Here is a 19,808-nt window from a genome sequence, read left to right as displayed (position 1 = left end):
CGGCGTTGAACGCCCCGACCAGGTCGGTGCCGTTGTTGCCGATGCCGAAGCCGCCGAAGGTGGTGATCGGGTCGGTGGGGGTGAAGAACGGGCTGGTGTTGTTGATCCCGAAGTTCAGCGTTCCGGTGTTGAAGAACCCGATGTTGCCTTCCCCGACATTGCCGTAACCGAAGCTGGGCAACGCGGTTGCCGCCGGCGAGACCAGTTGCGCGACGGCCGCCGCCGCGCTGCTGTGATAACCCAGCATCGCGGCCACGTCGGCGGCCCACATCTCCTCGTAGATGCCTTCAATCGCGGCGATCGCCGGCGCGTTCTGCCCGAACAGATTCGACAACACCAACGACACCAGGTTCGAGCGATTGGCCGAGATCAGCGCCGGGTGAACCGTGGCGGCCAGTGCCGCTTCGAATGCGCCTGCGACGGCCTGTGCCTGCGACGAGGTTCCCGCTGCCTGGGCGGCCGCCGTCGCCAAGTAATTGGCGTACGGCGTTGCCGCTGCTGCCATGGCCTGAGCCGCTGGACCCTGCCACGCCTGGGCGGTCAGCTCCGAGGTCAGTGCGGAGAACGATTCTGCCGCCGAGTCCAATTCGGAGGCCAGTGACTGCCACGCCGCAGCCGCTTCCAGCATTGGACCCGAACCCGCACCGGAGAACATCAAAGCCGAGGTGATTTCTGGTGGCAGCATCAGGAAGCTCATGTCGGGTCACCCTTTCCGTGTCGCGTCGCTCCGGCTGCATCTTTGCCGCATGCACAGAGCCATCCGATACGGGCCGATAATGCCATGCGATACCGAATTGAGTGTGTGAATACATTAGATTCGTGTCCGTAGCGGAATTGACCCTCGGGTCAAATCAGGTCCGCAGGCACGATAACCAGCAGATTCGTTGCAGCCCCGGCCTTCCTGTGAATTTCTCTCAGGTTCGGCCGGCGAGCATCGGCCCCCATTTGACTACAAACCCCCGCCGCGGATAGCCCTCTCAGGGTGATCTAAGCCACAAGGCATCACGCTAAGAATTTCTCAGAAGTGAGCAATATTGCGGTATTCAGAGTTTGCTGAGAATATCCGAGTCGGCTTATGGGGCGTTGCCGAGCGTGCATCCCGCGACGCTTCGTCGGCGGGCGTGTCCCGTCGTGCAATGCACACTCGGCCGGGCCCTTGAGGTGAACCGGTCTTGCGATCGTCGATCTCGGCGAAGGGTCTCAGTCGTCGCATAGGCGCTGCCGAACGTGCATCCCGCGACGCTTCGTCGGCGTGTCCCGTCGTGCAATGCACACTCGGCCGCAGGGGCTCAACCCGAGACGGCCTAGTTGAACGCCGGCGGCCCGTCGTGCGGTCGCTGAAATTCGGCGAAGGTCGAAGTGTGGGCGAGCGTCATCAACGCATCGAACAGGCCGTCGGCCTCGCGGCCGGTAGGGATCCCGGTCAGCACGGGGCCGAAAAAGCAGGCATCGTCAATGCAGAGGATCGGGCAGCCGCCCGTATCACCGAGGGCGTCTTGGCTCTCTTGGTGCGCAAGGGTAAGCGCGTCGTCACGCTCGTCATCGAACATTGCCTCGGCTAGGGTGCTGTCTACTCCGCACTCGGACAGGATCTCGCCGACTAGCTGTGGTGTCATGTCGTCGCCTGCCTCGTGAAGATGCCGGCCAAGAGCGGAGTACACCGGTTCGGTCAATTTGGGACCGCTGACTTCGACGGCGGCCAGCACGACGCGCCCCAGTTGACGCGACATGTCCAGGTGCTTGCGCTCTTTCTCCGAGTCGACAGCCTGGCCTGCGTTGAGTATGGCCAGGCTCATCAGGTGCCAGTTGACGTCGAGATCACGGCTGCGCGACTGGTCGAGCAGCCAGCGCGATGCTGCCCATGCGAAGGGGCACACCGGATCGAAGTAGAAGTCGATGCGTGTCATCGTGCGCCACCGGATCGTGCGCCGCGTTGCAGGCGGTGTAGGTAGTTCCTCATGTGCAGCCCGGGTACCCAGCAACGGTTCAGGTAATCCTGACGCATCGATCGGGACTCGGCAGGTCGGACCACACGTCGCAATAGCTCTGCGCCACAACACTATTCGTCACAGTGACGAATTCATCTAGGCGGATCTATGGGCGAGTGGCCCCGCGGATCGGTCAATGTTCCTGGTGTTGGAGCAGAACCTTGATACGTTGCGTGCGTGTCGGAGACAACGATCATCATCGGATCGATCGCGCTCGGCGTCTTGATGCTTCTATCGATCTTGTGGTTTGTGCGAAGAATGTTTGTCCGACACGATCCGACGCGGGCTACGGCGAGTGTGACGGTGGCACCTGACGTCGCCTTCGAGCTCCAGCTGCCGGGTGGTCCCGGCGAGCTGTTCTTCCGTTTCCACATCACCGGCGACAACGGCGGCTACTACGATCTGCTCGTTTCGGGCGAGATCGTTGGCGAGGTTGGAGGTACCCGTCCGTTCGCCGTCAAGACGAGCCAGCACAGCAAGCTCGACGGTGCCGGCCGCGCCCGCTACGCCAGTACCACGTACGCGCTGTCGACATTCAAAGGCTCAATCCCGCTCGCGGCCGTCCGCCCGGGAGATCGTGTCGCGCGCGGCGTGGTTACCGAGCATCCGAGTGGGTTGTTGCGTGATGGATGGGTCTACATTCCGCGTATTAAGTAGGTCGGTCAGCGGTCAGCGCCGCCGGAAACCACGCAAGTTAGTCGTCACCCGGCGTAGCGCGTCCTGGCATCTGACCGAAAGATCCTGCGGACATGCCGGAGCCCTGCCAGCCCCAACCCAGGCCCGGGCCTAATTTGGCCGGGGCGGGAGCGTCGTCGCGGGCGGGAGCGGGATCCGTTTCAGAATCTTCTGGCCACAAAATCAACGCATCGGCGGCGGCGCTTCGAATCGCCGCGCCATCCAGCTTTGCCGCTACGTCCGTCGCGACGTATTCAGGCCAGGCCGCTATGAACGTTACGGGGCCCTCCGGTGGTAAGGGATGAACCCAGAACTTGCCATCCCACTGCTGGTAACTCCCGCCGCCTGCGCGCTGCTGCAGCGCCAGGTGCTCCGGATCGCCGGGCACCTGATTGCCGCTGGTCGCGCCGCGCCGCCCATCGGCGTACAAAAGACCCAGCCGTAGCACAGTGCCGGCGGTCGGCCCGCCGCGCCGTCCAAGGCGGTCGAATGGGTCATGCCAGCCCGGCCCGTCTCCGCCCTTGTCACGCACCCGCACACGGACAGCGAACTCGAACCCGTTCGGGTATGCGCAGATGTCGCCGATGGAGACCGCCGCCTCATCGGTATGAATCAGCAGAAGCTCGCCGGGGACTGATTTCGGGATAACCGCATTCGGCGGCCACCAGGCTGGGCGCGGCCGTCGCAGGGGCGTGGGACGAGGTGGCGGTGGAGGGATTGAGTCAAAAAAGCTCACTCGGGTCACTGTAATCAATTGAGGCGGGAGTGATTTGCGCGTAGACGCTGTTGGGTATGTGCGCGTCCGCGCGAGGCCGGCGCCTGCGACAGAAACGCCAAACGCCCCGCAGCGCACCACTGAATCGTCACTGTGACGTATTAGTGGCCCGGGACGGCGGGAGAGAGCTGGGCATCGGTCTACGCTCGGTGGCCGCCGTGTGCGATCCGGCGTGGGTGGAGCGAGCGCCATATGCGATGCAACGCGCATTGGTGGTTGATCGAACGTAGGTCGACCCGAGTAATAAGGCCACCGAGCGCGGACGATACGCGCGGCGCGCGAACTTGGTTTCGGGGCAAAAATCGGCCAACCGCGGGCGGGACGTCTCGTTCGTGGCGAACCGGCAGCGCATCGAATTACCGATAAGCGACATTATGTCAAGTAAACGGCGCCGTTTTCATTGGGATGAATCAGGGACGCTTTGACTCGGGCAAGACTGCGAGCCATATGTCGGTGAGCGTCTCGGCGGCGTCGGCCAGGGATTCCCCATGCTTGGATGCGCGATAGAAATATCGTTCAGTCATCAACCCGAGCGCCATACAGCCCCCGGTGGCGCTCGTCTCCCAAGCCAGCTGACCCGGCCCCGTTCATGCGCAGCCACTACCCCGCGTCATCGAGTTGATCACGGTGGAACGTGAGCAGTTCCCCGGTCGGTACTAACCCATCGTCAAGATCGCGCCCGCGGAAAGGCCGATCAGCGACACAAGGGATACCACGATCATTGTGATGGCCGCGCGCACGATCTCTTCTTCGGTGAGTCGCCAGCGCGACTTCTGTTCGACGGGCGCGTTGTCCTCTCCACAGCCAATCGCGTTGATGCTTGCAACCGCCGCGATGAAATCGTCCCGGTTGTAGGCCGCGCATTGCTCGACTGGGTCGTACGCGATCGTAGTGCTCATAACACAGCCCCCCAAGGCTTGCGGACGCCGATGGACGTTATGGGTCGAATGCTTGCGCATTCTCGTATCTCCCAAGATAGGAGCGCGAAATCGCGATTGCGGCAACGATTCCTAACGGTCACAGCACAGGTCACCGGCGGTAAGCATGCGCCGGATTTGTCCTGCTGCTAAATGCCCGCCTGCGCGTAGATGTTTTTGTGGATCGTTTCGCAGATGTCCTCGAGGGGAAGGTCGTTCGCGTCATCCCCGAAGGGGCTTTCGATCTCGACCCCTATCTCCTCGATGCCGAAGAATGTGTACGCGATGATCAGGACGTCGATAATGGTCGTCCATCCGAAGGTCTCGACCATGGCGAACGGGAGGGTGAAGCAATAGAGGACCAGCGCCCGCCGCAGGTGCACGGCGTAGGCGAACGGCATCGGCGTCTTGTGAATTCGTTCGCAGCTGCCGAGGTAGTCGACCAGGAGCTGAATATTCTCGTCCATCGACGTGAGCATGATGTCCGAGATCAGGCCACGCTCGCGCGCTTCCCCAAGGCAATCGGACATCTTGCCGGCTACGGCGAGAGCGGGATGCTGGGCGTCGCGTACCTCGCGCGCCTCGGCGGGCGGAAGTTCAGTGATATGCGGCCAGGTTCCTTCGGTACCGCGCAGGCTGTGCATGGTCGTCCAGGGAAAGGCGGCTGTCCACCGGGTGAGCCGGGCGACCAGCGCCGGATCCCCCTTGATGTAGACGCTCGCGCTCCGGACGAGGTTCCGTGTTTCATTCACGATCCCTCCCCACAGCTTGCGTCCCTCCCAGAAACGCTCATAGCTCGAGCTGGTGCGGAAAACCAGCAGCAGACCCAGAGCGAGGCCCATCAGTGTGTGCAGCTGGATCGGCATGGCGACCGGAGCGACATAGTTGTGAAAGGCGACGACCGCGCCCGACCACGCGACACATAGGGAGACTCGACCGATGATCTCCCGGACCAGCGAGCCGCGGATGTCGAAAAAGTGGTCAAGCCATTTGTGCGAATCGTATTGGATCATAGTCAATTTCGCGTAGTTGGGATGGACGGGCTCAACTGCCGCACCGCCGCCGGATCGTCTCAGAATTCGGTGTCTGGCGCAACATCTATGGTTTCCATCACCAATATCCAATGGTGCCGTGGCATGGCGGGGGTATCGCGCCAGGCCGAGGAATGCCATCATCGCTCGCTCGACCTCGACGACTTGCTCCGCTGTTAGCCGACCGAGTCGGGACTGGAAGTTCGACCTCTTGACGGCTCGGCGGACCCCAGCAATAGCAAAGGCTCCAAGGCCCGCACGCAGGCGTTGTAGCATCCAGGCACCGGTCGTGCGCTGAGAGGGAGGTTTGGTGGGGGCGGAGTCGGCGGGCGAGGCCTTCGGGCGCTACCGGCTACTCGAGACTCTCCAATGGGGCGGCACGGGCACTGTGTATCGGGCCTACGACACGACGATGTGCCGCGAAGTGGCCGTTCGGATGCTTCCCTCGGCGTCGACCGATGAGTCGGGGCGACACGAGCGGCTCCGCGATCGGCTTGCCATTGCGGCGCGGCTGAGCTGTCCGCACATCATGCCCATCTACGAGATCGGCACCATCGACGGACGGCTCTACCTGTCGATGCCCAACTTCGACGGCACTGATCTGCACAGCGTGCTCTGTCGCGACGGACCAATGAATCCGAGGTCCGCCGTGCGAGTAATCGAGCAGGCTGCGGTGGCCTTGGAAGCGATCCACAACGAGGGCCTGGTTCACGGTGATGTGAAGCCGTCGAACCTGTTCGTGGCCTGGGGTGAATTCGTGTACCTGCTCGACTTTGCGGTGGCGCCCGAGCACTACGGTCCCGGTCCCGTCGAACCCAGCAGCGACATCAATGCGCTGGCCCGTGTGCTGTACGAGTGCCTGACCGGACAACAGGCCGGTGACGGCGAACAACCACCCAAGCCCACCAACATCGACCCCGCAATCCCGACTGGATTTGACGACGTGGTGGCGCGGGGCATGGCCAGCAGACCCGAAGACCGCTATCAAACCGCCCGCGAGTTGGCTGTCGCGGCACGAGATGCCCTTGCATCCCGCGTCGCCGCATCAGCGAAGCCACCGAGTGCAGTCGAGTTCGGCCGCTACCGGCTTTTCGAACTGCTCGGTCAGGGCAGCATGGGCTCGGTATACCGGGCTCACGACACCGCCCTCAACCGCGACGTGGCCGTCAAAGTGCTGCGGCCGGAAATGGCTACCGAGCCAGGGTTTGAGGAGCGGTTCCGCCGCGAAGCCTTTGCGGCCGGCCGACTGGCGAACCCCAACATCATCCCGATCTACGACGCCGGGGAGATAGATGGGCGTCTGTACCTGGTGATGCCGATCATCGATGGCGTCGACCTGCATACCGTGCTGCGTCGCGATGGGCCCATGAGCCCGCCCAAGGCGGTTCGCGTCGTCGAACAGGCTGCCGCGGCGCTGGACGCAGCCCACAAGTCGGGGCTGGTGCATCGCGATGTGAAGCCGTCGAACCTCCTGGTGGTCGCCGATGAATTCGTGTACCTGATCGACTTCGGACTGGTGCAGGAGGCGCTTGGGACTCGCTTGACCCGCACGAATATCAACCCGGGGACTCCGGCGTACATGGCTCCGGAGCGCTTCAAACTTGAAACCATCGCCGATGCCCGCGGCGACGTGTATTCCCTGGCCTGTGTGCTCTACGAGTGCCTGACCGGGCAACCACCCTTTTCCGGCGGCGGTGTGGAGGGCTTGGCCGCCGCTCACCTGTTCAGCGAGCCGCCCAAACCCCGCAGCATCGACCCCGCGATACCGGTGGGTTTCGACGAGGTCATCGCGCGCGGGATGGCCAAGGAACTCGACGACCGATACCAAACCGCGAGTGAATTGGCTACGGCTGCAAGGCAGGCACTCACCTCCGGCTCGGCCGGCGCCGTCACGGAACCGTCCGCCACAACGCTGGCCGCCGGGTCGACAGACAAGGCGCCATCGTCGCGCCGTCGTCGACGCGCCTTAGCCATCGGCGCTGCCGTGATCCTCGTCGCTGCCGTCGCCGCTTTCTTAGGACTCACCAACCAGACCGATTCGAAAGCACCGGCTCAGACCCTGGTGCCGTTCACCGGTCTCGCCGGACCCGCGGGAATCACGGTCAGCGCGAAGGGCGACGTGTACGTCGTCGACAGCGGCAACAACCGAGTGCTGGAGTTGGCCGCCGGCTCAACCAGCCAGTCCGTAATACCGTTGCCCGGACTGGACCATCCCGACGACATCTCGGTCGACAATGCGGGCAACGTGGTGGTCACCGAACCGAGGCGGCACCGGGTATTGGAGCTGACGGCAGGGTCGACCAGCCCTATCGTCCTGCCGTTCACTGACCTCGGGGAGCCCACGGGTGTGGCCCTCAGTTCGCACGAACCCCGCCCGGACCAAGCCGTCGTCGTCACTGACGTCACCCACAATCGGGTGCTGGCGCTGCGCATGCATTCTGCCGAGCAGACCGAGCTGCCGTTCACCGGATTGGACGGCCCCTCGGCCGTGACCGTCGGCCCCGACCATGCCGTCTATGTCATCGATCGAGAGAACGAGCGGGTGCTGAAGCTGCCCCGGACGGCGATCGTCGATACGGTCCTGCCCTACGTGATCGGCCGTCCGGACTGGGTGGCGGTCGACACCGACGGCAACGCGTACGTGACCGACAGCCACAGAAATCGGGTCCTGAAGCTCGTTAAGGAGTCGAGCACGGCAATCACGTTGCCGTTCAACGGACTTAACAATCCACAAGGCGTAACGGTTGACACCGCCGGCAATGTCTACGTCGTAGACGCCGGCAACAACCGAGTGCTGAAACTGCCGCCGAGCTGACGGGGAACGGGCCAACCACTGGATCAGGCAGCAATGTGTTGCCGCTCAGCGGTTTCGGAGCTGCATTTCAGCCCGAGCGGTGGTGAGGATGCGTTACCTGACGCAGCGTAAGCCGTGGGATCCCTGCAAAGTCAGCCGGATTGCACGTGTAGAGCGGCAGGTCGTGCGCGATGGCGCTCGCCGCGATGAGCGCGTCGTAGGCTCGTGCCGCTGGTTTGCGTCCTGAGCCGCGCAGCGCCGCCGCTACGGCGCCAAACGCCCGCGCGCAATCGCCGTCGAACGGAAGGACATCGAAGTCGGCCTCGGCCTGTTGCAGGTGTTGTTGCCGCGCGCTTCGCTCGGCATCATCGAGCGCCAGTAGGGGGCCGACGGAAAGCTCAGCCAGCGTTATCGCGCTGATCGTCGATTCGTCGGGAAGCTCGGTTGGGTCATAGAGCTGGCCAAGCAAGATGACCGTAGAGGTGTCCAGCATCCCCCGGCTCGGCGTCACAGCGAAGGATCAATCAGGTCATCGATATCGCACCGGAGCGAATCCGGGTCCACCAGCGGGAAATTCTTACGCCGACGGATAAGTTCGGCCGGGCCCGCGCTGCGTCGGGGCAACGGGCGGAGTTCGGCTACGGGGGCGCCGTCGCGGGTGACGACGATGCGTTCGCCGTGCTCGACGCGACGCAGCACTTCTCCCCCGTTGTTTCGGAGATCCCGGACCGTCACCTTATCCATATCCCGAGGGTATCACCGGTGAGACACAAAAGTGCCGAGCATACGGCGCCGACATATTCACCGACACTGTCGCGCATAGGCGGGCAACGATCATGGTGGTCCCCGGAGCGGTGACGGGGTCGACAGCACAGACTGTCCGACGAAAATCTATGGAACCGCAACGTTTTCGGGTGAACCGCCGCGGAAAGTTACGGCCCCAGCGGCTGACCCAAGTGATAGCCCATGCGCAGCTCATAATCCCCGGGCTCATTGCGTCCGGCGGCCAGCGCGACCTCACGCCGGCGCCTGGACCCGGGCCAGTTGAACGATTCGAGGTAGATGTCCAGCGAGGACACCATGTCCTCGGGCGACGGCAACGTGTGCCGGTTGATCTGCTGCTTGACCGCTGCGATGGACTCCTTGTCGTAAGAGGCGATCCGGCGAGCCAGCGTGTCGACCAACGAGTCCAGGGCATTGTCGTCGACGGCACGGTTGACCCAGCCGTACCGCTCCGCAAGGTCAGCCGGGTAGTCGTCGCTGGACAGCGCAACCTCCAACGCCCTGGCCCGGCCGAGGAGTCGCGGAAGGTGCTCTAATCCGCCACCACCGGGCAGGTTTCCACTCGCGGTTTCGGGCTGACCGAACAAAGCCCGCTCACTGGCGAAGCGCATGTCCATCGCCAGGGTCAGCTCGCTCCCGATCCCGCGCACCCGCCCTCGGATCTTGGCAATCGAGACCACCGGCAGCAGTGACAGGCGGATGCTGGTGTCGACGGTGAGCGGGTATCCGGTCGGACCCAATCCTTTCGGTGTCTCCGCGACACGAGACGTGTCGTAGTGATTCAAGAAGTAGTCGGGGTTGGCCGACTCGAACACCACCACGCGCAGCTCACGTGCTGCCGTCATCTGATCGATCAGCTCGGGCAATTCGAGAAGTATCTCCGGTGTCACCATGTTGATCGGCGGGCTGTCGAAGGTGACTCGCCACAGCGACGAGTCCTCGACGAGAACCGAAAAATGCGTCCACTGCGACATTTTCATGGCTATCGCAAATAGACCACGGCGTTATTGCCACCCTGGCATACCGAGCCGGCTGCGGTACAGGTCATGGTGTACGTCTGGCCGGTTACCGGGCTCTTCACCTCGAACGGCTCTGAACCGTTGCCGTAGGCGTGATACGCCTCGGCGGTGCTCAGGGCGAATTGGCACGAGGTGTCCGAGTTACCGGCGTACACCGACGCGCCGCGACTTGATTTGCCGCAGTAGGTGTCCGCCACGGCGGACGGCGGCGCGGAAAGCGTACTTGCCAGTGTGACTGCCAGGGACGCAGCCGATACGACGAGAATCCGCTTGATCATCAGATGAACCTTCCGCTCGGGGTTGCTACAAGCTGAACCGATGCGACTCCGAAAGCGCAAGAGGCGGAAAAGGCGACACGGTCATCGGAATGCCGCAAAATTGGGCGATGGACGCTTCCCCCGTGCCCGCTGATCCGCGCCGCACCTTGACTGGCCTATCCGACATCCGCGCGTTCTTCCACACCAACAAGGTGCCGCTGTACTTCATCTCCCCCACCCCCTTCAATCTGCTGGGCGTCGACCGCTGGATACGAAACTTCTTCTACCTCACCTACTTTGACTCTTTCGAGGGCACGCATTCGCGCGTGTTCGTGCCCCGTCGCCGCGACCGTCGTGATTTCGACTCGATGGACGATGTGTGCAGCCATTTGCTATCCGATTCCGAGACGCTCGAATTCATCGCCGGCCGCGGGCCCGGTGGCAAGTGCTGTTTTGTGATGCTCAATGCCGAAATCCAAGCCCTCGCGCGGCAGGCGGGTCTCGAGGTCATGCACCCACCGATCGAGCTGCGCGAGCGCCTCGGCTCCAAGATCGTCATGACTCGGCTGGCCAACGAGGCGGGCATACCGAGCGTTCCGCACGTGATCGGGCGGGCCGGCTCCTACGACGAACTGTTGGCCCTGGCGCAGAGCGGGGAGTTGGGCGACGACCTCGTCATCTCGATCGCCTACGGCAACGCCGGCAGCGGCACGTTCTTCGTACATGGTCAGCGCGACTGGGACGAACACGCCGCCGATTTGACCTGTCAGGAACTAAAGGTCATGAAGCGCATCCGAAATGTGGAGGTCTGCCTCGAAGGTGCCGTGACCCGCCACGGCACCGTGATCGGCCCCGCTATGACGAGCCTCGTCGGCTACTCGGAGCTGACCCCGCACCGGGGCAGCTGGTGCGGCAACGACATCTGGCGCGAGGTGTTGCCGCCCGCACAGACACGCGCCGCGCGAGAAATGGTCGGGAAGCTGGGCGACGTCATGGCTCGCGAGGGTTACCGCGGCTACTTCGAGGTGGACCTGCTGCACGACCTCGACTCCGACGAGCTCTATCTCGGCGAGGTGAATCCGCGACTGAGTGGCGCCAGCCCGATGACGAACCTGACGACCGAGGCCTACGCGGACATGCCCTTGTTCCTCTTCCACCTGCTTGAGTACATGGACGTCGAGTACGAGCTCGACATCGACGACATCAATGCACGGTGGGAGCGCGGCTACGGCGAGGACGAGGTGTGGGGCCAGGTGATCATCACTGAGACGTCACCGGATCTCGAGATCTTCACGGCGACACCGCGCACCGGGGTCTGGCGCATTGACGACGAGGGACGCGTCTCGTTTGCGCGCTCCGCCAACGACTGGGCCACCTTGCTCGACGGGTCCGAAGCGTTTTACATGCGCGTCGCGGCGCCGGGCGACTTGCGGTCCGAGGGCGCCCAGCTCGGCGTGCTCGTCACCCGCTCGCACCTGCAGACCGACGATTACCGGCTCACCGAACGCTGCCAGCGCTGGGTCAAGGGCATGAAGTCGAAATTCGTATCGACGCCCTTGGTGCCGGCCGCCCCGATCGTCTCCCGCCTCGTCGCGCGAGCGTGAGCGCCCCGGCCGGCATCTCGCTGGCGACCTGGATGTCGGCGCCCTTTGCGCAGTGGTCCTTCCAGCACGTCGAGGACATGGTGCCGACCGCAGTGATCGCCCGCGGGACGGGACCGGCCGCCCAGCTGCCCGACTCGCAGAGCCCGGTGGCCGAGATTCCGGTGACCACCAAGAGAGGTGTTGCTACCACCGTCGGCACCGTGATGGCCACCACCGCGACCGACGGCTGGGCCCTCGCCTGGCGCGGGTCGCTGCTGGCCGAGCAATACTGCGGAAGCCTGACCCGGCACACCCGACACCTGCTGTTCTCAGTGAGCAAATCGCTGGTGGCCGCCGTCGTCGGTGCGCTGCACGGGTCCGGTGCCATCGACCTTGACGCGCCCGTGACGGCTTTCGTTCCCGACCTAGAGCACTGCGGCTACGCCGGTGCGACGGTGCGCCACCTGCTGGATATGCGGTCAGGGATCGCGTTCTCGGAGAACTACAAAGACCCTTCGGCAGAGGTCCACCTCCTCGATCAGGCGATGGGGTGGGCGCCCAGGAGCGGTCCCGACGCTCCCGCCACCCTGAAGGAGTTCCTGCTCACCTTGCGCCGGAAGGCGCCGCACGGCGGCCCGTTTGAATATCGCTCGTGTGAAACAGACGTGCTCGGCTGGATCTGCGAAGTCGTCGGCGCCCAGCGGATGCCCGCACTGATGTCGGAACTGCTATGGAGCCGCATCGGGGCCGAATCCGACGCCAGCATCGGCGTTGACACCCAGGGCACCGGACTGTTCGACGGCGGCATCAGCGCCTGCCTCACCGACATGATCCGGTTCGGGTCGCTGTTTCTGAGTGAGGGCGTCTCGCTGACCGGTCGCCAAGTGGTGCCCGCGGCGTGGATCGCCGACAGCCTCGACGGTGGGCCCGACTCACGCGCGGCGTTCGCAGCCGGCCCCGACGTCAATGAAATGCCCGGCGGGATGTACCGCAACCAGGTGTGGTTCCCCTACGAAGGCAGCAACGTGCTGCTGTGCCTGGGCATGCGCGGCCAGATGATCTACGTCAACCGCGCCGCGGAGGTGGTCGCCGCCAAACTGTCCACCGAGTCCGACTCGCACGACCCGCACACGATCGATGCGCTGCGGGCTTTCGACGCGGCTGCCAACGAACTGACTGGGACGCCATGATCTAGCGTGGCATAATTGTGGCATGAATCGCATACGCCTGAGCACCACGGTCGACGCCGCGCTGTTGCAGCGTGCACGTGAGGTTCGGGCAGCAAGCACGGACGCCGCGCTCGTCGATGACGCACTCCGGGCATTGCTAGCTCGCCACCGAGCGGCCGAGGTGGACGCGAGTTATGCCGCCTACGACCAGCACCCGATCGGTGAGCCCGACGAATGGGGCGACCTGGCGTTGTGGCGGCGAGCGGCTGGGGCTTCATGACCGCACTTCCGGCCCGTGCGGAGGTGTGGTGGTGCGAGATGGCCGAGGTCGGGCGGCGTCCAGTCGTCGTGCTCTCGCGCGACGCCGCAATCCCGCGGCTAAAGCGCGCACTCGTCGCACCGTGCACGACAACTATTCGGGGGCTGGCCAGCGAAGTTGTGCTTGAGCCCGAATCCGACCCAATCCCGCGCCGTTCCGCGGTAAACCTGGACTCGGCCGAAAGTGTGTCGGTCGCGGTTTTGGTGCAGCGGCTTGGGCGCCTTGCCGATGCGCGGATGCGCGCCATTTGCGCGGCTCTGGCGGTTGCGGTCGACTGCTCGGAATGACAGGTCAGGCCGCGCCGAACACCACGGCGACGTTGTTGCCGCCCATGCCGAACGACTCCGTCACTGCATAGCGGTAATCGCCGCGCCGGGGCTCTCCGGCAACGACATCGAGATCGATCTCGGGGTCCAGCTCCGTGAGGTTCAGCGTGGGCGGGATGACTCCGTCCCGCAGCGCCTGCACGGTCAGCACCGCCTCGACCGCCCCGGCGGCGCCCAGCGAGTGGCCGAGAGCCGCCTTGGGCGCATACACCGCGGGCGAGTGGGCGCCGAGTGCTCGCCGGATAGCCCGGGCCTCGGCCAGGTCGCCGGACTTCGTCCCGGTCGCGTGCGCGTTGATGTGGTCGATGTCAGTCGGTTGCAGCCCGGCCAGTTCGATCGCACGGACAATCGCGTCGCCGGCGCGCTCGCCGCTCGGGTCCGGCTCCACAACGTCATATCCGTCCGACGTCGACGCCGCGCCCAGCAACCGGGCCAAGATTGGCGCGCCACGGGCCTTGGCGTGCTCCTCGCTCTCGACCAGCAACAGCGCGCCGCCCTCCCCGAACACCATGCCGTCGCGGTGCGCGTCGAACGGCCGGCAGGCGCCGGGTGGATCGTCGTTGTTGGTCGACAACATGCCGAGCTGCCAGAACGTGGCGGTCGGCACCGCCTCGATGACGGTCTCCACTCCGCCGCAGATCGCGACGTCGGCTTCGCCCAGCACAATCTGCCGCCAGGCTTGTGCGATGGCCGCGGCTCCGGAGGCGTCAGCGACCACCGGCGAGATGACTCCGGCCTTGGCCTGGTGGTCGAGCCCGACCGCGGCGGCGGGGGCGTTTGGCATGTATTTCTGCACCGACAGCGGCGTGACCGCACGCATGCCCTTGACCTTCCACGTCTCATACCACGGCGGAATGTCTTCGGTGCTGCCCAGCGCCAGGCCGATCGAAACCATCAGCCGGTTGGTGTCGACCTCGGGTGAACCGGCCTGCTCCCACAGTCGCCGGCCCAGCACGGTCGCCATCTTCTGCATGAACGCGAATCGGCGCGATTCGACGCGATTGAGTTGCTCGTCGAAATTTTCGCGCAGCGGACCGCCGATTCGCACCGGCGAGTCGAACTCGGTGACGAATGGTTTGTCGAGCTCGCGGATACCGCTGTGCCCCTGCAGCAATTGCCGCCAGGTCTCCTCGGCGTCCGTTGCCAACGCGGTGGTGGATGTCACCGCGGTGACGACGACGCCGGAAAGCCCTTCGCCGGTTCTCAACCCTGCCATGACGGTCGCTCCCCTTCCGTCCTTACCAGCATCCCTGGGTTCCGACGCTACCGTGCGGCACAATTTCTGCACCACGCACTAACGAATGGAGCCCCGTTTGCCAGCCATGCCAGAGCCTTTCGTCGTCCACGAGTCCGGTGCGTTGCTGCACGGAACCAAGGCCGACCTCTCAGTCGGTGACCGGCTGGTGCCCGGGCGCCGCTCGAACTACGGCGGCGGACGCACGGCCAATCACGTCTACGTGACGGCCACCCTGGATGCCGCGGTATGGGGTGCCGAGTTAGCCGCGGGCGACGGCCGCTGCCGCGTGTACATCGTGGAACCGGAGGGCCCGCTGGAGGACGACCCGAACGTCACCGACAAGAAGTTCCCGGGCAACCCGACCCGCTCCTACCGCACCCGGCAACCGGTGAAGATCGTCGGCGAGCTCACCGACTGGGTGGGGCATACGCCCGAACAGCTGCAAGCCATGCGCGACGGCCTGGCTGATCTCGAGCGCCGGGGACTCGCGGTCATCTACGACTGATCCGGCGACAGTCGGTCGGAATGCCTGGCTGTAGCGTGGCGGCCGTGAAGCTCTCCCGCATGCATTCCCTCGTCACGCTCACGGCCTGCGCAGCGGCTGCCGTCCTGGTGCCCGCCGGTGTGGCAAACGCGGCCGCCACTTGCCCGACCGCTGCCCCGCAGAACGGCGCCTCCCCCGATTGGACACTGAACGGTGCCACGGGCAGCGTCGCCGTCACCGGTTCCACCGATGCCGCGGCGCCGCGCGTGGCCGTGACGCCGCCCTTCAGCGTGACCCAGACCCAGGTGCAGACGCTGCACGCCGGGGACGGGCCGGTGGTTCCGGCCACGGCCCGGGTGACGGTCTGCTACATGGGCGTCAACGGCCGCGACGGTTCGGTGTTCGACAACAGCTACGAACGCGGCGCCCCGGTCGCCTTCGGTCTTACCAACGTCATCACGGGCTTCCAGAAGGCCATTGCCGGGCAGAAGGTCGGGTCGACGGTCGCCGTCGCCATGACCCCCGCGGACGGTTACCCCGACGGTCAGCCCAGCGCCGGCATCAAGCCCGGTGACTCGCTGGTCTTCGCCATCAAGATCCTCAGCGCCTAGTACTAGCCGGCCGACCGGCCCTGCTGCCGCGCAAGGAGATCCGCCCACGACACGACATCGGGGTGCTTCTTGAGCAACGCCCGGCGCGCACGCTCGGTCAAGCCGCCCCAGACGCCGTACTCGATGTTGTTGTCCAGCGCTTCGACGGCGCATTGCTGCATCACCGGGCAGTCCCGACAGATCGAGATGGCTTTGCGCTGCTCGGCGCCGCTGACGAACAGCTGTTCGGGGTCCTGGGTCCTACAGAGCGCGTAGACGACCCAGTCGCGGTCGCCTCGCTCACTCAAGCGTGTCGTGGTCTGTGCTGTCGCAATCGTTGCAACCGGCCGCGTTCCTGACACTGAACCCATCCCTTCATGCGCGTGTCTTTCGATACAAAAAAGTATCAGATACAACACTGATGCTGACTGTGGGATCCGTCACGTGCCAGCGAAGGTCACTCTTTGATAACTACGTGTCATCAGCCGTTCCCGTTCAACCGGGCGACCCGAAGATCGAGCAGCCCCGCCGGTGGCGGGTGTTCGGGGATTAGGCGCTGTGCCGCTATTGGAGGACGAAATCCGTGACGACAGCGGCCATGTCGTCGATGGCGTTACGGGCGATGACCTCGAAACCATGGGTGCTCAGGGTGGGTAGGCACAGCAGGCCGGCCCGCGGCGTGAGGCCGGCGCTCTTCGCGTGTGAAGCGTCGGATTCGAAGGCTCCCAGCACCGCCGCTTGTGGGGCGAGACCACGGTCGCGGGCGATCTTCATCAGGCGGTCGGCGACGCCCTTGTCGTAGACACATTGCGCGTCGCTGTAGCCGACGATCGGCCCGCCCGCGACGCTGGTGGAGTATTCCTGCTCCGTTGGACCGACCTCGAGAGCCAGGGTGAGCGTGCCCGGCAGCGTGGCGCTGGCGTAGGAACCGCCGATGCCGCCCACCTCTTCGCTCGTGGTGAAGACGAGGAACAGATCCTCGGCGGGGCGTCGGTGGCCGTCGTGCAGCAGTCGCGCAACCTTGAGTAGCGCGGTCACCGCGGCGCGGTCGTCGAGGAAGTAAGAGCCGACGTAGTCGCCGACGTCGACCAGAGTTCGCTTGCTGCGATGGACACAGACCCGGGTGCCGGGTTGGATGCCGGCGGCTGTCAGTTCATCCGAACTGCGGCCGGTGAACACGTACACGTGCTCCCAGTCCAAAGCCCGGTCACCCTGATCGGGTTTGGTCTCCCAGATCCGCGTGCTCTCTTTGGTGGTGTGCTCCGAGCCGAGGGTGAGCACCGCGGTGAGAACGTCGTGGTCGCCGAGCACCGCGACGGGGCCCAGCCCGAAGTTGCCCGGATACATCACGCCCAGCTGGGTCAGGTGCAGCGTGCCGTCGGATTCGACCCGTTTGACCAGCATGGACAGCTCGTCCAGGTGCGCCATGACCCGTGTCCCCGCGCCCGGCCCGCCGGCCGGGTTCCACCGGTACCCCGCCTGCGCGTCGCTGCCGTCGCCCGCGTTTGCGCCCCGGAGGTAGCCGATCAGGTTTCCCGCATCGTCGGTCCACATGTCGTCGACGAACGGACGCAGTTCGCGGGCACAGACCGCGCGCACCTCGTCTTCCTGGCCGCAGGGACCATAGGTCCACAGCAGTTCCTGCAGCAGGTCGTCGGTCGAGTCCGGTGTCATGGATCCCTCTCCGCGACCGAGTCGCTCAGAATGCGTAACGCACCCGGCAGGTCGGCAGCTTGACCGCAAGCAGATCGGTGAGCTCTTGTACCCACCGGCCCTTCCACGGGCTCTTGTACCGCACGTTCCACTGACCACTCTGGCTGCGCTTGAGCTGCTGCAGGTCGGGGCGCCACAGCAACTCTTCCGCCTTGGGGTGCCAACCCAGGTTGACCTCGTGCAAGCCCTCGTTGTGGGTCAGAAAAATGATCTCGGCCGCCAGCTGCCGCTTGGTGCGCTCGTTGGTGCCGTCGGCGATCTGCTCGAGAAGTTCGGCCCAGTCCTGCTGCCAGTCTTCGTGGACGATGACCGGGCTGAAGTTCAGGTGCACTTCAAAGCCTGCCTCGACGAAGTCGTCCAACGCGGCGATCCGGTCGGCCACCTTCGATGTGCGGATGTCGACCAGCCGCGACGTCTCCTGGGGCATCAGGCTGAACCGCACCCGGGTGCCGCCGCGGGGGTCGTAGCCGAGCAGGTCCCGGTTGACGAATTTGGTCGCGAAGCTGGCCTTGGCGTTGGGGATTCGCGCGAAGAGGTCGACGAGGTCGCGGACGTTGTCCGACACCATCGCGTCCACCGAGCAGTCGCTGTTCTCGCCGATGTCGTACACCCAGTCGATCGGGTCGCACTGGTTGGGCTCAGGCTTCACGCCCTGGCGGGCGGCGTGCCGCTCGAGGTACGCGGCGATCTTGTCGATGTTGGCAAACACCGTGATGGGGTTGGCGTAACCCTTGCGGCGTGGGACGTAGCAGTACGAGCAGGCCATCGCGCAGCCGTTCGCCGTCGACGGCGCGATCCAATCGCTCGATCGCTCGTTGCGGCGGGCCGACAGACTCTTCTTCTCCCCCAGCACCAGCGTCTCCCGCTTGATGCGCACCCAGTCCTCGACGTTGCCCTCGTTGCCGTACAGGCCGGGTATCGCCTGGTGCGAAGCGACCTCGATGCGCTCGGCGTGCGGGAATCGGTCCAGAATCGCGCGGCCCCGGTCGAACCGCTCGATGCCGGGTTCGTGGTAGATGCGTTTGATGTCGAGCAGGCGATCGGCCAGCTCAACCGGCCGCCGTCCGCGAGTTTCGTGGTCTGGAAGCGTCGCAGTCATTGCCCCGTCCAACGGACGCGCGTCCGGTCTGGTTCCCGCCGCGGGCCGGTCGCGGCGCCCCTATCGGCTACCTTCGAGGTCATGTCTGAAGTCTCTGGAACCGACCGTATCGATGACGTTTCCCCCGGCGATGTCATCGCGCTGGACCGCGGCAAGGGCGAAGGGTCCTACAAGGTGGTGTTCAAGGACGCGGCCAACGGCGGGTTCATCGTGACCCTCGAGGGAGACGAGGGCGAGACCTTCCAGATCGAGTTGGCGGCCGGCACCACCGTGAAACGGTCGCTGGCGTCGAAGTGGGAATCCGTGCAGAGCCCGACGGCTAACAGCCGGCACCACTGAAACCGGAACGGGCGGGCGCCGCAAAATCAGTTCGAGGAAATTGCCGGAATTCGCGTTAGGCTCTGCGACGTCAGGGTCACATCGCGGATCGGGAGCCCACCATGAAACACGACGACGAGGACTTTGATCTAAAGAAGGCGCGTCAAGACGCCCAACGGCTGCGCGGGTTCTCCGCCTTCGAGAAGTTTTCGGACGGTGACCTCGAGCGCTTGGTGCGGGCGGCCCATCACAGTTCGCAGTCGGTGCCTTGGCCGTTGATTCGGGAGCAGACCCCGTCGGACGCCTGCTACATCCTGCTCAGCGGTGAGGCCGGGGTGTACATCGGCGACGACCGCGTTGCCGTGGTCGGGCCGGGCGAGGTGATCGGCGAATCCGCGCTGCGGCAAGGGAAATTGCGCTCCGCGACCGTGACCACCATCGGGCCGGCCGAGATGTTGCGCATCGAGCGCGACGACCTGGCCCGGCTGCTCGACGAGATACCCGCGCTGCGCGAGACCATGGAAGCGACCGCGGCGCGCCACGTGTCGGAGGCTCCGCCGCCGAAGCCGAAGCCGACCCGTTCCCGGGTGAACGCGTCGATCCCGACCGAGATCGTCGAGCAGTTCGAGCGAGCCGCCGACGCTGCCGGGATCGATGCGGCGACGGCGCTCGAGGACGCGCTGTCCCAGTGGATCGATCAGCACAGCACCGCGCAGTCCGCGCGCTGAATA

At 65.0% G+C, this 19,808-nt stretch carries 22 protein-coding genes and 1 pseudogene; 10 read left to right on the top strand and 13 right to left on the bottom strand.

Going from position 1 to position 19,808, the window contains the following annotated elements; genetic code table 11:
* Both A9X01_RS13650 and A9X01_RS13645 read right to left on the bottom strand, forming a co-directional pair.
* Positions 1-697, bottom strand: a 697-nt coding sequence (locus tag A9X01_RS13650; RefSeq protein ID WP_155772082.1) for a PPE family protein, incomplete at its 3' end; no start/stop codon positions are given.
* Positions 698-1,304: 607 nt separating this feature from the next.
* Positions 1,305-1,907, bottom strand: a complete 603-nt coding sequence (locus A9X01_RS13645) for a mycothiol-dependent nitroreductase Rv2466c family protein (RefSeq protein WP_065121286.1) — start codon at positions 1,905-1,907, stop codon at positions 1,305-1,307.
* Positions 1,908-2,165: 258 nt separating this feature from the next.
* Between A9X01_RS13645 and A9X01_RS13640 the strand changes: the two genes are divergently transcribed.
* The gene (locus tag A9X01_RS13640) at positions 2,166-2,645 is read left to right on the top strand and encodes a hypothetical protein (RefSeq protein ID WP_065121285.1); all 480 of its coding nucleotides are present in this window, start codon (positions 2,166-2,168) and stop codon (positions 2,643-2,645) included.
* Positions 2,646-2,682: 37 nt separating this feature from the next.
* Here A9X01_RS13640 and A9X01_RS13635 read toward each other — a convergent pair whose 3' ends face one another.
* From A9X01_RS13635 to A9X01_RS13625, 3 genes are all read right to left on the bottom strand, one after another.
* Positions 2,683-3,201 carry a hypothetical protein gene (locus A9X01_RS13635; protein ID WP_065121284.1) on the bottom strand — a complete coding sequence of 173 codons (519 nt, stop codon included), beginning with the start codon at positions 3,199-3,201 and terminating at the stop codon, positions 2,683-2,685.
* An 893-nt stretch (positions 3,202-4,094) separates the two neighbouring features.
* Positions 4,095-4,337 carry a hypothetical protein gene (locus tag A9X01_RS13630; RefSeq protein ID WP_065121283.1) on the bottom strand — a complete coding sequence of 81 codons (243 nt, stop codon included), beginning with the start codon at positions 4,335-4,337 and terminating at the stop codon, positions 4,095-4,097.
* Between the two features lie 167 nt (positions 4,338-4,504).
* Positions 4,505-5,368 (bottom strand): bestrophin family protein, encoded by an 864-nt coding sequence (locus A9X01_RS13625; RefSeq protein ID WP_065121282.1) that lies wholly within the window; start codon positions 5,366-5,368, stop codon positions 4,505-4,507.
* A 328-nt stretch (positions 5,369-5,696) separates the two neighbouring features.
* On the opposite strand from A9X01_RS13625, the gene A9X01_RS13620 reads away from it, so the two are divergent.
* Complete coding sequence (locus A9X01_RS13620; RefSeq protein ID WP_172832510.1) at positions 5,697-8,201, top strand: serine/threonine-protein kinase PknD; 2,505 nt, start codon at positions 5,697-5,699, stop codon at positions 8,199-8,201.
* A 67-nt stretch (positions 8,202-8,268) separates the two neighbouring features.
* On the opposite strand, the gene A9X01_RS13615 is transcribed toward A9X01_RS13620, so the two are convergent.
* The 4 genes from A9X01_RS13615 to A9X01_RS13600 all read right to left on the bottom strand — a co-directional run bounded on the left by A9X01_RS13615 (position 8,269) and on the right by A9X01_RS13600 (position 10,260).
* Positions 8,269-8,673, bottom strand: coding sequence for a type II toxin-antitoxin system VapC family toxin (locus A9X01_RS13615; RefSeq protein WP_065121293.1), 405 nt, complete (start codon positions 8,671-8,673; stop codon positions 8,269-8,271).
* Between the two features lie 14 nt (positions 8,674-8,687).
* Entirely contained in the window at positions 8,688-8,924 is a 237-nt protein-coding gene (locus A9X01_RS13610) for a type II toxin-antitoxin system Phd/YefM family antitoxin (protein WP_065121281.1), read from the bottom strand.
* Between the two features lie 188 nt (positions 8,925-9,112).
* Positions 9,113-9,937 carry an enoyl-CoA hydratase/isomerase family protein gene (locus tag A9X01_RS13605; RefSeq protein ID WP_065121292.1) on the bottom strand — a complete coding sequence of 275 codons (825 nt, stop codon included), beginning with the start codon at positions 9,935-9,937 and terminating at the stop codon, positions 9,113-9,115.
* 8 nt (positions 9,938-9,945) lie between these two features.
* The gene (locus A9X01_RS13600) at positions 9,946-10,260 is read right to left on the bottom strand and encodes a hypothetical protein (RefSeq protein ID WP_065121280.1); all 315 of its coding nucleotides are present in this window, start codon (positions 10,258-10,260) and stop codon (positions 9,946-9,948) included.
* A gap of 107 nt (positions 10,261-10,367) precedes the next feature.
* Here A9X01_RS13600 and A9X01_RS13595 point away from each other — a divergent pair, with 107 nt between their 5' ends.
* From A9X01_RS13595 to A9X01_RS13580, 4 genes and pseudogenes are all read left to right on the top strand, one after another.
* The gene (locus A9X01_RS13595; RefSeq protein WP_065121279.1) at positions 10,368-11,843 is read left to right on the top strand and encodes a biotin carboxylase; all 1,476 of its coding nucleotides are present in this window, start codon (positions 10,368-10,370) and stop codon (positions 11,841-11,843) included.
* A 32-nt stretch (positions 11,844-11,875) separates the two neighbouring features.
* Positions 11,876-13,012, top strand: a complete 1,137-nt coding sequence (locus A9X01_RS13590; RefSeq protein WP_065121291.1) for a serine hydrolase domain-containing protein — start codon at positions 11,876-11,878, stop codon at positions 13,010-13,012.
* A 7-nt stretch (positions 13,013-13,019) separates the two neighbouring features.
* Positions 13,020-13,271 (top strand): annotated as a pseudogene (locus tag A9X01_RS13585) (type II toxin-antitoxin system antitoxin MazE5); the annotation flags it as partial.
* Complete coding sequence (locus A9X01_RS13580; RefSeq protein WP_065121290.1) at positions 13,268-13,597, top strand: type II toxin-antitoxin system PemK/MazF family toxin; 330 nt, start codon at positions 13,268-13,270, stop codon at positions 13,595-13,597. The pseudogene A9X01_RS13585 and the gene A9X01_RS13580, both read left to right, overlap by 4 nt.
* Positions 13,598-13,601: 4 nt before the next feature.
* On the opposite strand, the gene A9X01_RS13575 is transcribed toward A9X01_RS13580, so the two are convergent.
* Complete coding sequence (locus tag A9X01_RS13575; RefSeq protein WP_065121276.1) at positions 13,602-14,852, bottom strand: KasA/KasB family beta-ketoacyl-ACP synthase; 1,251 nt, start codon at positions 14,850-14,852, stop codon at positions 13,602-13,604.
* A gap of 106 nt (positions 14,853-14,958) precedes the next feature.
* Between A9X01_RS13575 and arr the strand changes: the two genes are divergently transcribed.
* Positions 14,959-15,378, top strand: coding sequence for an NAD(+)--rifampin ADP-ribosyltransferase (arr, locus tag A9X01_RS13570; RefSeq protein ID WP_065121274.1), 420 nt, complete (start codon positions 14,959-14,961; stop codon positions 15,376-15,378).
* A 59-nt stretch (positions 15,379-15,437) separates the two neighbouring features.
* Positions 15,438-15,968, top strand: coding sequence for an FKBP-type peptidyl-prolyl cis-trans isomerase (locus tag A9X01_RS13565; protein WP_065121289.1), 531 nt, complete (start codon positions 15,438-15,440; stop codon positions 15,966-15,968).
* Between the two features lie 2 nt (positions 15,969-15,970).
* Here the strand turns inward: A9X01_RS13565 and A9X01_RS13560 are convergent, their stop codons facing one another.
* The 3 genes from A9X01_RS13560 to A9X01_RS13550 form a co-directional block, all read right to left on the bottom strand.
* Entirely contained in the window at positions 15,971-16,309 is a 339-nt protein-coding gene (locus A9X01_RS13560; protein WP_065121288.1) for a WhiB family transcriptional regulator, read from the bottom strand.
* Positions 16,310-16,511: 202 nt separating this feature from the next.
* The gene (locus A9X01_RS13555) at positions 16,512-17,621 is read right to left on the bottom strand and encodes a M42 family metallopeptidase (protein ID WP_065121272.1); all 1,110 of its coding nucleotides are present in this window, start codon (positions 17,619-17,621) and stop codon (positions 16,512-16,514) included.
* Positions 17,622-17,646: 25 nt separating this feature from the next.
* Entirely contained in the window at positions 17,647-18,759 is a 1,113-nt protein-coding gene (locus A9X01_RS13550; protein ID WP_065121271.1) for a spore photoproduct lyase family protein, read from the bottom strand.
* Positions 18,760-18,840: 81 nt separating this feature from the next.
* Here A9X01_RS13550 and A9X01_RS13545 point away from each other — a divergent pair, with 81 nt between their 5' ends.
* Both A9X01_RS13545 and A9X01_RS13540 read left to right on the top strand, forming a co-directional pair.
* Positions 18,841-19,098, top strand: a complete 258-nt coding sequence (locus A9X01_RS13545; protein ID WP_065121270.1) for a hypothetical protein — start codon at positions 18,841-18,843, stop codon at positions 19,096-19,098.
* 101 nt (positions 19,099-19,199) lie between these two features.
* The gene (locus tag A9X01_RS13540) at positions 19,200-19,805 is read left to right on the top strand and encodes a cyclic nucleotide-binding domain-containing protein (RefSeq protein ID WP_065121268.1); all 606 of its coding nucleotides are present in this window, start codon (positions 19,200-19,202) and stop codon (positions 19,803-19,805) included.
* Positions 19,806-19,808 lie beyond the last annotated feature (3 nt).

It is taken from the genome of Mycobacterium asiaticum (genome assembly GCF_001668675.1).
Classification (GTDB): Bacteria; Actinomycetota; Actinomycetes; order Mycobacteriales; family Mycobacteriaceae; genus Mycobacterium; species Mycobacterium asiaticum_D.
The sequence above is the reverse complement of the archived record's forward strand: the minus strand, read 5'-3'. Positions and strand labels throughout refer to the sequence as shown.

Coding starts and splice junctions, on each gene's coding strand:
- A9X01_RS13645 (WP_065121286.1), bottom strand. CDS start 1,907: ATGACACGCATCGACTTCTACTTCGATCCGGTGTGCCCCTTCGCATGG.
- A9X01_RS13630 (WP_065121283.1), bottom strand. CDS start 4,337: ATGAGCACTACGATCGCGTACGACCCAGTCGAGCAATGCGCGGCCTAC.
- A9X01_RS13625 (WP_065121282.1), bottom strand. CDS start 5,368: ATGATCCAATACGATTCGCACAAATGGCTTGACCACTTTTTCGACATC.
- A9X01_RS13615 (WP_065121293.1), bottom strand. CDS start 8,673: ATGCTGGACACCTCTACGGTCATCTTGCTTGGCCAGCTCTATGACCCA.
- A9X01_RS13610 (WP_065121281.1), bottom strand. CDS start 8,924: ATGGATAAGGTGACGGTCCGGGATCTCCGAAACAACGGGGGAGAAGTG.
- A9X01_RS13605 (WP_065121292.1), bottom strand. CDS start 9,937: ATGTCGCAGTGGACGCATTTTTCGGTTCTCGTCGAGGACTCGTCGCTG.
- A9X01_RS13600 (WP_065121280.1), bottom strand. CDS start 10,260: ATGATCAAGCGGATTCTCGTCGTATCGGCTGCGTCCCTGGCAGTCACA.
- A9X01_RS13595 (WP_065121279.1), top strand. CDS start 10,368: ATGGACGCTTCCCCCGTGCCCGCTGATCCGCGCCGCACCTTGACTGGC.
- A9X01_RS13590 (WP_065121291.1), top strand. CDS start 11,876: ATGTCGGCGCCCTTTGCGCAGTGGTCCTTCCAGCACGTCGAGGACATG.
- A9X01_RS13580 (WP_065121290.1), top strand. CDS start 13,268: ATGACCGCACTTCCGGCCCGTGCGGAGGTGTGGTGGTGCGAGATGGCC.
- A9X01_RS13575 (WP_065121276.1), bottom strand. CDS start 14,852: ATGGCAGGGTTGAGAACCGGCGAAGGGCTTTCCGGCGTCGTCGTCACC.
- arr (WP_065121274.1), top strand. CDS start 14,959: ATGCCAGAGCCTTTCGTCGTCCACGAGTCCGGTGCGTTGCTGCACGGA.
- A9X01_RS13565 (WP_065121289.1), top strand. CDS start 15,438: ATGCATTCCCTCGTCACGCTCACGGCCTGCGCAGCGGCTGCCGTCCTG.
- A9X01_RS13555 (WP_065121272.1), bottom strand. CDS start 17,621: ATGACACCGGACTCGACCGACGACCTGCTGCAGGAACTGCTGTGGACC.
- A9X01_RS13550 (WP_065121271.1), bottom strand. CDS start 18,759: ATGACTGCGACGCTTCCAGACCACGAAACTCGCGGACGGCGGCCGGTT.
- A9X01_RS13545 (WP_065121270.1), top strand. CDS start 18,841: ATGTCTGAAGTCTCTGGAACCGACCGTATCGATGACGTTTCCCCCGGC.
- A9X01_RS13540 (WP_065121268.1), top strand. CDS start 19,200: ATGAAACACGACGACGAGGACTTTGATCTAAAGAAGGCGCGTCAAGAC.